This is a genomic window from Streptomyces atratus, assembly GCF_040655115.1.
In the GTDB taxonomy this organism is placed as follows: domain Bacteria; phylum Actinomycetota; class Actinomycetes; order Streptomycetales; family Streptomycetaceae; genus Streptomyces; species Streptomyces atratus_D.
This window is the reverse complement of the sequence record NZ_JBFAJH010000017.1, coordinates 121,448-136,804: the sequence shown is the minus strand read 5'-3', so window position 1 is coordinate 136,804 and position 15,357 is coordinate 121,448. Positions and strand designations below refer to the sequence as shown.

9 protein-coding genes and 2 pseudogenes are annotated in these 15,357 nt (G+C 70.8%); 4 read left to right on the top strand and 7 right to left on the bottom strand.

Features of this window, described 5'->3' with window-relative positions; all coding sequences use genetic code 11:
• Window positions 1-280: 280 nt before the first annotated feature.
• Window positions 281-451, bottom strand: a pseudogene (locus AB0I23_RS20430) (IS1380 family transposase); the annotation flags it as partial.
• Here AB0I23_RS20430 and AB0I23_RS20425 point away from each other — a divergent pair.
• Window positions 443-568: pseudogene (locus AB0I23_RS20425) on the top strand (VOC family protein); the annotation flags it as partial. The pseudogenes AB0I23_RS20430 and AB0I23_RS20425 sit on opposite strands and share 9 nt — an antisense overlap.
• Before the next feature lie 99 nt (window positions 569-667).
• On the opposite strand, the gene AB0I23_RS20420 reads toward AB0I23_RS20425, so the two are convergent.
• Window positions 668-1,327, bottom strand: a complete 660-nt coding sequence (locus tag AB0I23_RS20420) for a response regulator transcription factor (protein ID WP_359111031.1) — start codon at window positions 1,325-1,327, stop codon at window positions 668-670.
• A complete protein-coding gene (locus AB0I23_RS20415; protein ID WP_359111030.1) occupies window positions 1,315-2,544 on the bottom strand; it encodes a sensor histidine kinase in 1,230 nt (409 codons plus the stop codon). The genes AB0I23_RS20420 and AB0I23_RS20415 overlap by 13 nt, the downstream gene beginning before the upstream one ends.
• A 187-nt stretch (window positions 2,545-2,731) precedes the next feature.
• On the opposite strand from AB0I23_RS20415, the gene AB0I23_RS20410 reads away from it, so the two are divergent.
• Together AB0I23_RS20410 and AB0I23_RS20405 are read left to right on the top strand one after the other, a co-directional pair.
• Window positions 2,732-3,424 carry an ABC transporter ATP-binding protein gene (locus AB0I23_RS20410; RefSeq protein ID WP_359111048.1) on the top strand — a complete coding sequence of 231 codons (693 nt, stop codon included), beginning with the start codon at window positions 2,732-2,734 and terminating at the stop codon, window positions 3,422-3,424.
• Window positions 3,421-6,006 carry an ABC transporter permease gene (locus AB0I23_RS20405; protein WP_359111028.1) on the top strand — a complete coding sequence of 862 codons (2,586 nt, stop codon included), beginning with the start codon at window positions 3,421-3,423 and terminating at the stop codon, window positions 6,004-6,006. The genes AB0I23_RS20410 and AB0I23_RS20405 overlap by 4 nt, the downstream gene beginning before the upstream one ends.
• Before the next feature lie 125 nt (window positions 6,007-6,131).
• Here the strand turns inward: AB0I23_RS20405 and AB0I23_RS20400 are convergent, their stop codons facing one another.
• From AB0I23_RS20400 to tdh, 3 genes are all read right to left on the bottom strand, one after another.
• Window positions 6,132-7,040 carry a LysR family transcriptional regulator gene (locus tag AB0I23_RS20400; RefSeq protein ID WP_359111026.1) on the bottom strand — a complete coding sequence of 303 codons (909 nt, stop codon included), beginning with the start codon at window positions 7,038-7,040 and terminating at the stop codon, window positions 6,132-6,134.
• A gap of 61 nt (window positions 7,041-7,101) precedes the next feature.
• Entirely contained in the window at window positions 7,102-8,295 is a 1,194-nt protein-coding gene (locus AB0I23_RS20395; RefSeq protein WP_359111025.1) for a glycine C-acetyltransferase, read from the bottom strand.
• Between the two features lie 41 nt (window positions 8,296-8,336).
• Entirely contained in the window at window positions 8,337-9,365 is a 1,029-nt protein-coding gene (gene tdh, locus AB0I23_RS20390; protein ID WP_359111023.1) for an L-threonine 3-dehydrogenase, read from the bottom strand.
• Window positions 9,366-9,710: 345 nt separating this feature from the next.
• Between tdh and AB0I23_RS20385 the strand changes: the two genes are divergently transcribed.
• Window positions 9,711-10,721 (top strand): helix-turn-helix transcriptional regulator, encoded by a 1,011-nt coding sequence (locus AB0I23_RS20385; protein ID WP_359111021.1) that lies wholly within the window; start codon window positions 9,711-9,713, stop codon window positions 10,719-10,721.
• A 121-nt stretch (window positions 10,722-10,842) separates the two neighbouring features.
• Here AB0I23_RS20385 and AB0I23_RS20380 read toward each other — a convergent pair whose 3' ends face one another.
• Window positions 10,843-15,216, bottom strand: a complete 4,374-nt coding sequence (locus tag AB0I23_RS20380; RefSeq protein ID WP_359111020.1) for a S8 family serine peptidase — start codon at window positions 15,214-15,216, stop codon at window positions 10,843-10,845.
• Window positions 15,217-15,357 lie beyond the last annotated feature (141 nt).

The following is a 15,357-nucleotide window of genomic DNA, read 5'->3' as shown; positions in this document are numbered from 1 at the left end:
GCGGACGGCACGCCCCCCACCATGGAGATCCTCCTCGGCGAAAAGGGCGGCCGCGCCGAGTGCGCCATCAGCGTCCGTGGCCGATTCGCCTCCCGATCCATGGCGGAGGGCGCCTTCGGCCGCGCCACCTGCGGCGCCGAGCCTCCACCCGCCACCCCAGCCGCCTGAAGCTGCGCCGGTCGCGGCCCCTTCCCCGTCCGACAGGGCCCGCAGCATGGCCGAAATCAGGCGCAGCCACGGCTCGTTCCTTATGGCGGGAAACCGGTCGCGTAGCCGGGCGTCGCGCGGTGTCGTGCAAGGGCAGGTTGCGCAGACCGGTGGTGCGGACGGCCCGCATGCGGTCCTCGGCCCGGGCGCGCTGGCGGTGTCGCAGTTCGAGTGCGGCGATCGGGGTGCCGGTGGTGTCGGCGGCGAAGCAGGTGATCCGGTGGCCGTCGGCGTCGGTGATGCGCGGATGCCGGCGGCCGGAGTGCGCTTCCTGGAGGAGCCGCGCCACGAACAGTACGGCTCGGTCGCGGTCTTCGAGGACCTGTACGGCAACCGCTGGGACCTGCTCCAGCCCGCCTGAACCGCGGGCTTCCCGCCTCGCGGGAGCGTTGTCAGTGGCCGCTGTTACGTTCAGTGACATGACTGACCGCGCGAAGAGCCGGGCGGCCGGGCGGGGTGTTCAGCGGCTCGCCCGGCCCTCCAGGTACGCGAGTACGGCGAGCACCCGCCGGTGCACCGTGCCGTCGTCCGGTTCCAGACCGAGCTTGGCGAAGATCGAGCCGATGTGCTTGCTCACCGCCCTCTCCGTGACGACGAGTTCGGCGGCGATGGCGCCGTTCGCCTTGCCCTGGGCCATCAGTTCCAGCACCTCGCGTTCGCGCGGGGTGAGGCTCCGCAGCGGTTCGGCGGACGACCTGCGGGTCAGCAACTGGGTCACCACCTCCGGGTCGAGGGCCGTGCCGCCTGCCGCCACCCGGTCGAGGGCTTCCAGGAACTGGTCGACCCGGCCCACCCGGTCCTTGAGGAGGTAGCCGACGCCCTGGGCGCCCTGGGCAAGCAGTTCGGCGGCGTAGGTCTCCTCGACGTACTGGGACAGGACGAGGATCGGCAGTTCGGGCAGCTCCGCGCGGGCGGCGACCGCGGCGCGCAGCCCCTCGTCCCGGAACGTCGGCGGCAGCCGTACGTCGAGGACCGCGGCGTCCGGCCGGTGCTTCAGCAGGGCGGGAAGGATCTCGGGCCCGGTGGCCGCGTCGGCCACCACCTCGTGGCCCGAGCTGGTGAGCAGCAGGATCAGTCCCTCCCGCAGCAACGCGTTGTCCTCGGCGATCACGATCCGCACGGCAGCTCCACTTCGATGTCCGTCGGCCCTCCGGTGGGGCTGCTGATTCGGGTGGTGCCGTCCAGTGCGGCGACCCGCCGCCTGATCCCCACCAGGCCGCTGCCGGCGCGTTCGTCCGCGCCGCCGTGCCCATCGTCCCCGATGACGACGCGCAAGGTGCCGGGGACCCGGCCGATCCGGACGGTGGCGGCCGTCGCGCCACTGTGTTTGCTGATGTTGGTGAGCGCCTCGGCGACCACGAAGTACGCGGCCGCCTCGATGGCGGCCGGGAGCCGCCGCCCGTCCTCGACACCGTCGAGGTCCGCCGTGACGGGTACGGCGACGTCGGCGGCCAGCGCCCGTACCGCCCCCGCCAGTCCACGGTCCGTCAGCACGGGCGGATGGATACCGCGGACCACGTGCCGCAGCTCGGCGAGGGCCGCCTCCGCGCCGTCCTGGGCCTCGTCGAGGCGGAGCCGGGCGGCGGCGGGGTCGCGGTCGAGGAGCTGCTTGGCGAGCCCGATGCGCATCGACAGGGCGACGATCCTGGCCTGGGCTCCGTCGTGCAGATCCCTTTCGATACGGCGCAGTTCGGCGCCGTGCGCCTCGACGGCACCGGCCCGGCTCTCCGTCAGCTGCGCGATCCGGTCGCCGAGCTCGGCGGAGTGCGACGAGGTCAGCAGCGACTGGGACCAGCTCGCCGCCAGGTCCGCGAGCACGGGGTGCCAGCGCAGTACCCAGCCCTGCCGCTCGGGAAGCGGTGTGCCGTACTCGTCGGCGGTGCGCCGGTCCAGGGCGTGGACGACGGTCAGTGCGGCCCCGTCCACGAAGAGACCGATCGGCCACAGGATCATGGCGAGATAGGCGAGTACGTTGCCGATGAGCGCCTGGCCCGGCAGCCAGAGCGCGTCGCGCCAGGTCGCCGGGTCGGTGAGTACTCGGCGGACCCGCTCGGACAGTTCCCCGCCGTCCAGCGGAAGATACTGCGCCGGGCGGAACGGCACCCCGAGCCGTGCAGCGGACCGCCGGCGCTCGAAGTCCGCGAAGCGCCGCAGCAGTTTGGCGGCCTCCGGCAGGGCGGGCAGCCCGATGATCACAACGGCGAACATCAGGACGGCGACCACCAGGAACGCGCACACATAGGCGAGCAGTGCCACCGGAACACCGATGAACAGGTAGCGCGAGGCTTCCCACGAACGCCGGATGGCGACCGTCAGCGGAGTGGGAGTGGTGCTCATGGCAGGCCACGTTACGGGGGGCCGCCCGACTCCGGAGTGGGGCCCTCCCCCGTCTCGTGGTGGAGCTGGCTGCACCCACGGTCCGGGAGTGCGCACTCTGCCCCACAGCCTCGTTCACTCCTAGCGTTTATGCAGGTCAGGCAGTACGCAAGCAACAGCGGAGGTAACGGTGGACACGGTCACGGCAATGCGGGCGACCGCGCTGAGCCTGGAGTCGGTGAGCCGGCGCTACGGGCGGCGCGGCCGCGCTCGGGAGGCGGTGGCACTCGACGCGGTCAGCTGCGCGGTCCCGGCCGGGAGCTTCACCGCGGTGGTCGGCCCTTCCGGGTCCGGCAAGAGCACATTTCTGCAGTGCGCGGCGGGGCTGGACCGTCCGACCTCGGGAACCGTAAGGATCGGTGGCACCGACCTGGGGTCGCTGAGCGAGACGGCACTGACCCGGCTCCGCCGGGACCGGGTGGGCTTCGTCTTCCAGTCGCACGCGCTGAACCTGGTGCCCTCGCTGTCCATCGAGGAGAACGTCGTCCTGCCGCTGGTGCTCGCGGGAGCCGATCCGGCCGGTGCCGGGGTGCTGGCCCGCGGGCAGGATCTGCTGGCCCGCGTGGGACTTGCGGGGTGCGGGGCGGAAAGACCGACGACGCTCTCGGGCGGCCAGCAGCAGCGGGTCGCGGTGGCCCGGGCGCTGGTGACCGAACCCGCGGTGATCTTCGCGGACGAGCCGACGGCGTCCCTGGACCCGGAGTCGGCGGCACTGGTCCTCGGTCTGCTGCGGGACGCGGTCCTGCTCGACGGCCGTACGGTCGTCATGGTCACCCATGATCCGGTGGCGGCGAGCTGGGCGGACACCGTACTGACGATGGACGGCGGGCGGCTGCGATGAGCACGCGGATCCGGAAGGCGGAGACCGTGCGGGCCCGGTCCGGGGGGCGGCGCGCGTCGGCGTTCCTGGCCAGGCGCTCGCTGACGGCGCACCGGCGGGCCTGGGCCGCGGTGTTCGCGGCGACGGCGGCCGCTGCGGCGCTGATCGGCGCGTTCGCGCTGGTGCTCGGCTCGCTGCTGCCGGCTCGGCCGCCGGTGGAGCGGTACGCGGGCGCGGACGCGGTGGTGGCGGCCGACCAGAAGGTGTCGTACACGGCGAAGCCATGGGGCAGTGAGCCGAAGACGGCGACGGCGTATCTGCAGGAACGGGCCCGGCTGGACCGGTCGGTGGTGGCGAAGGCCGCGGCCGCCGACGGAGTGGCGAAGGCGGTGGCGGACGACTCGGTGCCGCTGACGGTGGGCGGCGGCACCGGTGCGGTAGGCCGCTCGTGGCCGTCGGCGGCGCTCACCCCGTACGAACTGAGCTCGGGCCGGGCGCCGAGGACCGCGGAAGAGGTCGTCGTCGACCGGGCCCTGGCGCCCGCCGCCACCAAGATGGGCTCGACCGTGAAGCTCCGGGTGGACGGCGCTGCGCGCCCGTACACCATCAGCGGCGTCGCGGACGCGGGCAGCCGAGGCGGCGCCCCCGCCGTGTTCTTCACCGAAGCGCGGCTGACCGCGCTGGCCGGCCACCCCGGCACGGTGGACGCGGTCGGGATCGTCGCGCGGGACGGCGTCTCCCCGGGCGCGCTGCGGGACTCGTTGGGCGACGCGCTGCCCGACCGTACCGACACCGGGCGCGGCATCCGGGTCCTCACCGGCTCGGCACGCGGAGAGGCCGAGCAGCTGGACGCGCTGGGCGGCCGCGGTGATCTGCTGGCGCTGCTCGGCTCGATCACGGGCACCGTCCTCATGGTGGCGCTTCTCGTGCTTTCCACGACCGTCTCCCAGGCGGTCCACCAGCGCTCCGGTGAGCTGGCGCTGCTGCGGGCGGTCGGCGCGACGCCGCGGCAGCTCAGGTCGGCGGTCGGCCGGGAGGTGAGCCGGGTGGCCGGTGCCGCGGTGGTGCTGGGCGGGGCCGGGGCCGTACCGCTGGGGCTGCTGATGCGGTCGCTGCTGACGACGGATCCGCTGCCGCTGCCCGTGCCGTTGTGGTTGCCGCTCGCGGCTGCCGTGGCCGCCGCGGTGGTCGTCGCCGGGTCCGCGCGTCCGGTCTCGCTGCTCGCCGCCCGGTCCATCACCGGGATGCGGCCCGCCGCCGCGCTGAGTGCGGCACGCGCCCCCGAGCCGGATGAGCCGGGCCGGCTGCGGACCGGTGCGGGCATGCTGCTGGCCGTGGCCGGAGTCGGTTCGGCGGGCGCGGCCATGGCGCAGGGCGGGCAGGCGGCCGCGGTGGCCGCGTCGGGCGCGGCGACATCGCTGGTCATCGCGGTGGCGCTGCTCGGGCCGTGGATCGCGCAGGCGGCGACACGGGTACTGGGTGCACCGCTGCGACGCACGGGCGGGGTCTCCGGGTTCCTGGCGGCGAAGTCGGCGGCCGCGCACCACCGGCGGCTGGGCGTGGCGATCACACCGATCGTGCTGGTGGTCGCGTTCGTCTGCGTCCAGCTGACGGCGGGGGCGACGCTGGAACGGGCCGCCGACCGGCAGGCGGCGGCCGCGCTGCGGGCGGACCTGGTGGTGACGGCTCCGGCGGGACTGCCGGGCGACGCGGCGGCCGCGGTGCGGAAGGCGCCGGGTGTGGCGGCCGCGACGGGTGTGCTGCGGTCGTCGGTCGTGCTCGCGCACCGCGAGATGGGCGATCCGAAGCTGGACCGCTACCCGGTGCTGGGCGTGACGGCGGGCGAGCTGTCCGGCACGGTCGATCCGGGCGTCACATCGGGGGATCTGGCCGCCCTGACGGGTCGCTCCACGGTCGCAGTCGGCAAGGACCGGGCGGACGAGCTCGGTGTAGGCGTCGGCGACCGGGTGCGGCTGCGTCTGGGGGACGGTTCGACGACGGGGCTGCGGGTGGTCGCGGTGTACGAACGGGCCCTGGGGCTCGGCGAGTTCATGCTGCCGCGCGAAGCGCTGACCGAGCATGTGTCGGCGGCGCGCGATGCCCGGATCCTGGTCCGCTCGGAAGCCGGTCCGGCTGCGGCGTCGGTACGACGCGCGGTCGCCCCGTACGCCGGTGCGCAGGTCCGGGCCGCGACGGCGGACGACATACGGATCACACGTGCGTCGTCGGAGGAGGACGACGCGCTGATCGTCATCGGGGTCGGGGTGATCGGCGGGTTCGCACTGCTGGCGGTGGTGAGCACGCTGACCCTGATCACGGTGGGACGCCGACGGGAGTTCCGCCTGCTGCGGCTGGTGGGTGCCGGGCGCAGGCAGGTGACGCGGATGCTGTTCCTGGAGACGGGGCTGGTGGCGGTGACGGGTCTGACGATCGGCATGGCGGTGGCAGCGATCCCCCTGACGGCGTTCGCGGTGTCCGCGGCGGGGACGGTGCCGTACATGGAGCCGGTGCGGTACGGGGTGCTGGCGGGGGCGGTGCTGGTGGCGGCGGTGGCGGGCGTGGCGATCCCGGGGGCGTCCGGTGGCCGCGTCAGGAGGCGGTGAGGGTGCGGTGGGCGGCCCGGGGCCGCTTCGTCCTCAAGCGCCGGACGGGCTGAAGGATGTCCTCAATGGCCGGACGGGCTTGGTCTCAAGCCCGTCCGGCGATTGAGGACGGCGCCGCCGCACGGCTACAGCACCCGCTCCGCCGCTCCCTGCAGCGCGTCGAGCACCGGACGGATCAGTGGATGCCCCTCCGCCCCCTGCCGTACAGCGGCGAACACCCGCCGGGTCGGCGCGCTGCCCTCCACCGGGCGTACCACCACTCCCGCGAGTTCCATCCCCCGCAGCGCCGACCTCGGCACCAGTGCCACCCCGGCCCCCGCTCCGGCGAGGGCAACCACCGCGCGGAAGTCGTCCGAGGAGTGCTCCAGTCTCGGCTGGAAGCCGGCGAATTCGCAGGAGAGCACGACCACGTCGTGGCACGGGTTGCCGGGGTACGGGCCGATCCACGGGTCCTTCTCCAGGTCCGCGATCGCCACCTGGTCCTGGCCGGCCAGTCGGTGCCCCACCGGCAGCACGGCGTCGAACGGCTCCGAGTACAGCGGCACCCGGGTCAGCCGCCGGTCGTCCTCGCCGGGCGCGCCCCGGTATTCGACGGCGACCGCCACATCGACCTGCCGGTCGAGCACCATCGGCACGCTCGCGTCGCCCTCCGCGTCCTGTACCCGGACCCGGATGCCGGGCGCGGTCAGCGTCAGTTCGGCGATGGCGGGGGCGAGCACGAGCCCGATGCCGGTGGCGAAGGCGGCGACCGTGACCGTACCGGCGTCTCCCGCCCCGTACGCGGCGAGCTCCGCCTCGGCCCGCTCCAGCTGCGCCAGCACCGCATTGGTGTGGGTCAGCAGGATCTCGCCGGCCGACGTGAGCCGTACACCGCGGGCGCCGCGGTCGACCAGCCGGTGGCCGGTCTCCTGTTCCAGGGCGGCGAGCTGCTGGGAAACGGCGGACGGTGTCAGATACAGCGCGGCGGCTGCCGCAGTCACGGTGCGGTGGTCGGCCACCGCACGGAGAATACGCAGCCGCCGTGCATCGATCATGTGATCCATTGTCCCAGGTCCCGAGGGGTGTGCGGGACCTGGGACCGCCCCGCTCGTGGAGCTACTCGCCGAGCGCGGCCCGCGCGTCGACGAACGCGTCCACCGCACGGTTCACGTCGTCCGTGGAGTGCGCGGCCGACAGCTGGACGCGGATGCGCGCCGCGCCCTGCGGGACGACCGGGTACGAGAACCCGATCACATACACACCGCGCTCCAGGAGCAGCTCCGCCATCCGGCCTGCCTTCGCCGCGTCCCCGATCATCACGGGGGCGATGGCGTGGTCGCCGGGCAGGATGTCGAAGCCTTCCTCGGTCATCCGGTTGCGGAAGAGCGCGGTGTTGGCGTCCAGCCGCTCGCGCAGGTCACCGGCGGACTCCAGCAGGTCGATGACCTTGAGCGAGGCCGCCGCGATGACCGGGGCGAGGGAGTTGGAGAAGAGGTAAGGGCGGGACCGCTGGCGCAGCAGTGCGACGATCTCGGCGCGGGCCGCGACGTAGCCGCCGGAGGCACCGCCGAGCGCCTTGCCGAGCGTGCCGGTGATGATGTCGACGCGGTCCATGACGTCGTGCAGTTCGGGGGTGCCGCGGCCGCCGGGGCCCACGAAGCCGACGGCGTGCGAGTCGTCGACCATGACCATGGCGTCGTACCGGTCGGCCAGGTCGCAGATCTCGCGGAGCGGGGCGACGTACCCGTCCATGGAGAACACGCCGTCGGTGACGACGAGCCGGCGCCGCGCCCCGGACGCCTCCTTGAGCTGCTGCTCCAGGTCGTCCATGTCGCGGTTGGCGTAGCGGAACCGCTTGGCCTTGGAGAGGCGGATGCCGTCGATGATGGAGGCGTGGTTGAGGGCGTCGGAGATGACCGCGTCCTCCGGGCCGAGGACGGTCTCGAACACGCCGCCGTTGGCGTCGAAGCAGGAGGAGTAGAGGATCGTGTCCTCCTGGCCGAGGAACGACGAGAGCCGCTGCTCCAGCTCCTTGTGGACCTCCTGCGTGCCGCAGATGAAGCGGACCGAGGCCATCCCGTAGCCCCAGCGGTCCAGCGCCTCGTGGGCGGCGGTGATCACGTCGGGGTGGTCGGCGAGACCCAGGTAGTTGTTGGCGCAGAAGTTGAGCACCTCACCGGGGCGGCCACCGGCGGTGACGCCGACGGTCGCGGACTGCGGGGTGCCGATCACGCGCTCGGGCTTGTGGAGTCCGGCGGCCTTGATCTCGTCGAGGGTGGTGCGCATGTCGTCGCGTACGGAGTCGAACATGAGGGGTGTCTCCTGGTGTGTACGGGCCGGTAGGAGGTCGGTCAGACGGTCCAGTCGAGGATGACCTTGCCGCCGCGTCCGCTCGCCGCGTCGTCGAAGGCCGCCTCGAAGTCGCGGTAGCCGTACCGTCCGGTGATCACGGGGGCGAGGTCGAGGCCGCCCTCCAGCAGGACGGACATGGCGTACCAGGTCTCGTACATCTCGCGGCCGTAGATGCCCTTGATCGTGATCATCGAGGTGACGACGCGGGACCAGTCGACGGCGAACTCCTCGGACGGCAGTCCGAGCATGGCGATCCGTCCGCCGTGTGTCATGTTCGCGATCATGTCGCGCATGGCCTCGGGGCGGCCGGACATCTCCAGGCCGATGTCGAAGCCCTCGCGCAGGCCGAGGTGGCGCTGGCCGTCGGCGATGGTCTCCTCGGCGACGTTGAGGGCGAGGCCGGCGCCGACCTTCCGCGCGAGTTCGAGCCGGGCCTCGCTGACATCGGTGATGACGACGTTGCGGGCACCCGCGTGCTTGGCGACGGCCGCGGCCATGATGCCGATCGGCCCGGCGCCGGTGATCAGGACGTCCTCACCGATCAGCGGGAACGACAGCGCGGTGTGCACGGCGTTGCCGAACGGGTCGAAGATCGCGGCGATGTCGAGGTCGACGGGGACCCGGTGCACCCACACGTTGGAGGCGGGCAGCGCGACGTACTCGGCGAACGCCCCGTCCCGGCCGACGCCGAGCCCGAGGGTGGAGCGGCAGAGGTGGCGGCGTCCGGCCAGACAGTTGCGGCACTTCCCGCAGACCAGGTGACCTTCTCCGCTGACCAGGTCACCGACGGCGATGTCGACGACGTCGGCGCCGATCGCGGCGACCTCGCCGACGAACTCGTGGCCGAGGACGAGCGGGGTCTTCACGGCCTGCTGCGCCCAGCCGTCGTAGTTGCGGATGTGCAGGTCGGTTCCGCAGATGCCGGTGCGGAGGACCTTGATCAGCACGTCCGAAGGGCCGATCTCCGGCTCGGGAACGTCCATCAGCCAGAGTCCGGGCTCGGCCTTCTGCTTCACAAGTGCCTTCACGGCTGTGGCTCCCTGTACGTGGTGCGAGGTGAACGCCCCGGGCCGGGGGCAGCCTCGAAGGGAGCCTGCGGCCCGGGGAAGATGAGAGGGACGGCATGGGGGGCAGCACGCACAGTGACCGGCTGCCGCGCACCATCCTCCGCCGTCACGGAGAAATCTGCCGTACCCCGCGCCCCAGGTCCATCGAGGTTTTCTTAAGCGCAGCCGCAGCTCCGCTTCATGCCCGCCCCTGCGGAAGGGGCCGGCCGCCCTTCGGCACGGGCGGCCGGCCATGTGCTGGGGCTACGTATCTGACGGATCCCATCTATCACCCTGCAGTTCGGCAACGGACGTATAGTTCGCGCCATGCCCGACCCCAGTCGCCCCTCCCCGCTGAGCGCACTCACCGGGGTCGATATCGACGAGACGGCCGAGCGGGTCTATCGGGCGTTGGTCTCCGGCGGACCGGCGCTCGGGCCGGATCTCGTCGGCCTGCTGGGGATCTCGGTCGAGGACATCGAAACGGCGATCGGTGCGTTGCGGCGGGTGGGCCTGGTTGACATGGCCGACGGCGGAGGAATCTCGGCGGTGTCGCCGTCGCTGGCGCTCGAGGGGATGGTCGCGCAGCGCGAGCAGCAGGTCAGGGCCGCCCGAACGGCACTCGACGAGCTCGCGGAGGAGTACCGGAGGGCGCGCGAGGTGCGGCTGTCGAACGGCATCGAGATCGTTCGGGGTCGCAGCGAGATCGGCAGCTGGCTCAATGGCCTGTTGCTGTCCGGCAAGGAGCAGTTCCGGATGTTCGCGAAACCACCGTTCGCGGTTTTCGGGATCTCCGAAACTGACACCGAACGCGAGGTCGCCGACCGTGGTCTGCGGGAGCGGATCATCATCGAACGGACCGTGCTGGATGAGCCCGCTGCGGAGAAGGACCTGGTCGCCTCCCTGGATCGGGGACAGGAGATCCGCATGGTGCAGTCGTTACCGGCGAAGCTGCTGATCGTCGACGATTCGATTGCGATCGTGCAGCTCGACGAGGGTGGGCACGCGCACTCGGAGATCGCGGTGGTGCGCGCCGGGGGGCTGCTGGACTGTCTGGTGTTCAGCTTCGAGAGCCTGTGGCGGTCGGCCATGCAACTGCGGGAGGCCCCCGGCCGTAGGGTCGATCCGAACTTGGCGTCGCCGAAGGATCTCGCCGACCCGGCGGACCGGGAGGTCCTGATGCTGTTGCTGGCTGGGTACACCGATGCCGCGGTCGCTGCCCGACTGGGGATCAGCCAGCGGACCATGCAGCGCAGGGTCCGCAGGCTGATGGATCTGGCCGACACCGATTCCCGGGTGTTGCTTGGCTGGCACGCGCGGGACCGGGGCTGGCTTTGAACGCCTTCGTCCCGTCGAGCCACCGACTGCGGTGGCTCGACGGGACGAGGTGGCGCCGGGGCCTAGTGCCGTGACCGGCAATGTTTGCGACGCGACGGGGCAAAGCTTGCCGGGAGGAGCACTAGTTGCCCAGACCTGCCGGGATCCTCAGCATCACCGAGCTGGACCAGGCGGCGTTCGGGCCGCCCTCGCCGTAGACCATCAGCTGGTGGTGATCGTTGATGTCGAAGCTGTAGGTCGGCGTGAATCGATCACCGGCAGAGAGCGGCACCATGCCGGACAGATCCCAGAGCCGTCCCTGCGGGTCCCACATCGCCGACACCGCGACGTCCGGGAAAAGTTCGACAGTTCCGAGGATCCACCCGTCGTCGGTGACTTTCTCGCCGGTCGCGTTGTATCCGTAGTCGGCAAGGCGCTGCATTCCGCCGTCCTTGGTCCACACGAACGCGTCGTCACCGCTGGTCCCCACGACAGTCCCGGAGGCGTTCACATCGTTCGCCTGGGCCGAAGACTGTCCCGGAAGCGTGCCGAGATCCTGAATGACACCTGACGTCGCATCCCAGGCGACCGCGTGCGGCACATGGCCATCGGTGCGCGAGGCACCGACGATCATTCCGGCATCGTTGATGGCGCGCGACTGGGTTCCCGTCAGATCCGAGGACAGGTGGGCCAGCTTGCTGAACGTCCCATCCGGCGTCCGCACGAACCCGTCACTGTAGCTGTGGTTCTTGCCGTCGGACTCCTTGACGACTGCTTCGGAGAATCCGGTGACCACCCCCTTGTTGTTCACGGCGGTCGCATAGCCGCTGGAATAGGGCCGCCAATCCGGGACGCCGAGCACGGTGAGCGAACCATCCTTGGCCCATTGGGCGGGAAGATAATGCAATGCACTGTCCGTCGCGATACCGACGGCGATCTGGCCGTCATTCAGGTCAAGAGCCGATCCGTACCTGCCCCCGGCAAGATCCAGGTTGGTGAACCCGTCGGCGGCCGTCCAGACGGTCGGCGTCATCCTGGAGTTGTACTGGCGATCCCCCGCGACTACGCCGCTCTCATTGAGAGCCGCGCCGACGAATGGCGGGGCCCACGCGACCAGATCGAGTTCGGGGACATCGACAGTGGCGATCGTGACGTCCGCCGCCCCGATGATCGTGCCGTACTCGTTGGCCACTCGGACCCGGCCGACCATGGGATCCTTGGTCAACTGCCGAGCGCTGACGATCATTGCCCCGCCGACCGGCATCGACTGGCCCGTGGCAACCGTGTACTTCCCGTCGGATTTCGGCGTGATCGTGCCGAGGCCCTTCGAGAACATCTCTTGGTGGTAGTCGAACGTGACGTTGTCTCCGGGCACGGCGACTCCCGCGACCACGATGAAGTACGTACCCGGCTGTGGATCATCGATGACGATGTGCTCGGGCGAGTCCCCGGTCGTGGTGCTCTGGCCTATCGGCCTGCCGTTGAAATACACATAGAAGTCCAGATCGGCAGCGTCTCTGGGCGTCAGCGTCACGTCGAGCCGGGTCGTCTGACGCGGAACATAGAGCATGTTGGACGTGATTTCGCCTTGCGAGACCGTCGAGAACAAATTGCGGACATCGCCGATCTCACCAGTTGCGACGTGGGCGATCGCGGGGCCAAAGGTGTTCGTCCCCGTCGAGCCGACCTTCGTCGGCGAGTTCATGGTCACCTTGTCGACTTTGACGGTCCCCGGATCGAACGACATGCCCTGCAGCGAAACCGTCGCTGTGTACGGATTCTGTTCGACCGGAGACGTCCTGCGAGACTCGATCACGAACTCCCAGATACCGGGTTTGGGTCGGTACACCGGTCGTGCGGTGGCGTTGCACTTCGCCGGGTCGGTGTAGTTGGTGTAGCAGTGGTAACTGGCGTTGGAGTCCGCGGGCATGCCGTCGGGGTCGATGGGCAATGCCCGGACCTGGCTGCCGTCGGCGAGCCCGCCCAGGGTCAGCTGCAGTGCTTCGACGCCCTCGGGAACGGGCACCAGCAGCGAGGTGCTTCCGGTTCGGCCGAGCGTGCCGGAACTGGTGACCGCGTAGTCGGGTTTGGCCAGCGGCTTGGTCGCCAGCACGGTGACCGCGACGAACTGGTCGATGCCGCCCGTCGCCGGGTCATCAATGGTCAGGATCGCGCTATGCACGCCGGAGGTCGTCGCGGTCGCGGTGACCGTGATATCGGCCGCTTTTCCGAGCTGCAGGGGCGTTGCCGTGCGGGCGCTGAACGTGCCGTCGTTGCCGATCCAACCGATCCGGTGCACGACGCTCCCGGCGGCACCGCTGGTCCGGGTGACGCTGACCTTGTAGGTCTTCTGCGCACCGGTCACCTGGCCGCCTTCCGTCGGCAGACAACGGTTGTAGATACCGACGCCGGTGTCCGGAGTCGCGAGCAGGCCGGACAGCGAACTGCAAACGGGAGCCGACACAGTGAGCTCATTGGTGTTGATGCCGGCGCTGAGCTGCTTCCAGGCCGCGACGGTGTCGATGATGCCGGCGCCCTGCGCGACGGTTGGGACGCCGGGGATCGGGTCGGCGGTGCCGGTCAGGGCGGTCTTCAGCGCCGCCGAGCTGACCGTCAGCGAACTGGCCTTGGCGGCCGACAGCAGCAGCGCCGCCGCTCCGGTGACCTGCGGTGCCGCCATGGAGGTGCCGTTGGCCATGCCGTACCCGGCCGGCAGCGAATACCCGGCCTCGGGGACGGCTTCACCGGACAGCCACATCGGGATCGAGGAGATGGCGGCGCCGGGCGCGGACACCTGCGGCGCCAGCGCCCCGTTCTCAGCGGGGCCGCGGGAGGAGAAGCCGAAGATGCCCTGCTTGGTGGCGACCTTCGACCCGTAGCCGGCCCACCAGGTGTCGGAGCTGACGGACGCGGAGACCGAGATGGCCTTGCCCGCCACGGACGGCGAGCTGACGGTGTTGGTGCCGAGGCCGTCGTTGCCGGCGGCGATGACGATCTGGACGCCGTAGTGGCCTATCAGCTTGTCGTAGAGCGCGGCGATCACGTCGGAGCCGTCGTTCAATGCGGGAAGCCCACCGATGGACAGGTTGACGACGTCGACATGGCGATTGGCGACCAGGTCGATCATGCCCTCGGTCAGTGCCGCCTGGGTGCAGCCACCGCCCCAAGTGCAGGCGCGGGCGGACACGATCTGCGCGCCCGGTGCGGCACCGTGCATCTGGCCACCGAACATCGACGTGCCGGCGGTGATCCCCGCCACATGGGTGCCGTGCGAGGCGACCGGCAACCCGATGGACACGTAGTTCGCGGTCTTGCCGACGTTGCTGCCGCCGAGCGGGGAGAGATCGACGTTGTCGCGGTACTCGACGACGAACGGTATGCGCTCGTTCTGCGGTGTTGCGGGGTCGTCGCTCCCGAAGTGGCCGACCTGGCGGTCGACCGCGAACGGGGCCATCGGTGTCTCGTCGGTGAGGTTCTGGTCGTTGTTGCCGTCGACCCAGATCCTGTGTGTGGTCGGGTCGTACAGAACCCCGTAGAAGTCCCGGGTGTCACCGTCCCGGTTGAGGTCGCCCTCGAAGTCGCTCCCGGCCGTCGCACTCTCGTAGAACACGCCGAATTGGAACGTGCCCTCCGGGATCGTCCAGGTCTTGCCCAGGTAGCTGAACGTCGGACCCGTCTTGGTGGTGGACATCCGCACCCAGCTGCCGTCGCGGTCGGTGACCGGATCGGTCTCGGTTACCCAATCGACAATCTTGGGCTTGCCGTCGCTGGTCGTCTGTAGCGCGGGATGCTCGACGTCGACGCCGGTGTCCAGCACGCCGACGACCGTGCCGCGCCCGTCCCAGGCCGGGTTGTCCTTGACGAAGGCCTCGGCGCCGGTCTCGTTGATCGGTAGGTACGGGTTGTCGGCGGGCGTGTTCACGCCGGGCGCGGTCGGCCCCGCGGCCTTCGTTGTCGCCGTCTTCGCACCCGCGGCGCCCAGATCCGGGCCCGGGATCTTGTACGTCCGGTTCAGGTCGATCGCCGCGACCGACCGAAGGCCGGCCAAGGTGGTTACGCTGTCGGTCGGGACGGTCGCCCGGACGTAGCCGACCTTTCCGGTCACCGACCCGACGGTCCCGCCGGCCTTCTCCACCGCGGCGACGACGTCTTCGGTCGCGCCCTTCCGGGCCAGCATCAACACCGTGACAGACTTCTTCTTCGACGCCTGCGCCTGCTGCAGCAGCCTGGTGTCGGCGTTGCCCAGCTTCTCGGCCGCAGTATCCGACAGCGAATCGTCGGTCAGCGGCTTGAACCCGTCGGTCTTCCCCGCCCTGTAGATCGAATCCGGGTTGTCGCGCCCGGCCCGGTCGTCGAGCCCAGCAACGGGCGACCGACCCGGCCCCTGTGGCCCGTCGGGATCAGCGGGTTCGACCTTGCTCGCGCCAGCACTCTCGGAGCCAGTCGGGTTGGCGGCTGCGGCCGCAGGCGCAATCAGCGCCGCGGTGATCAACACGGCCGACGCCGCGGCAATCACACCTGTTCGTCTTCCTCGTTTCATCGTGCTCCTCACCAAGGGGCGAAACATCACCGTGCGGCCAAGCCCGCAGACACGAGAACACCTGAGCCGCCTGACCAATCTCACAGTTGGGTCCGGGCAGGATCAACGGACCGAGTG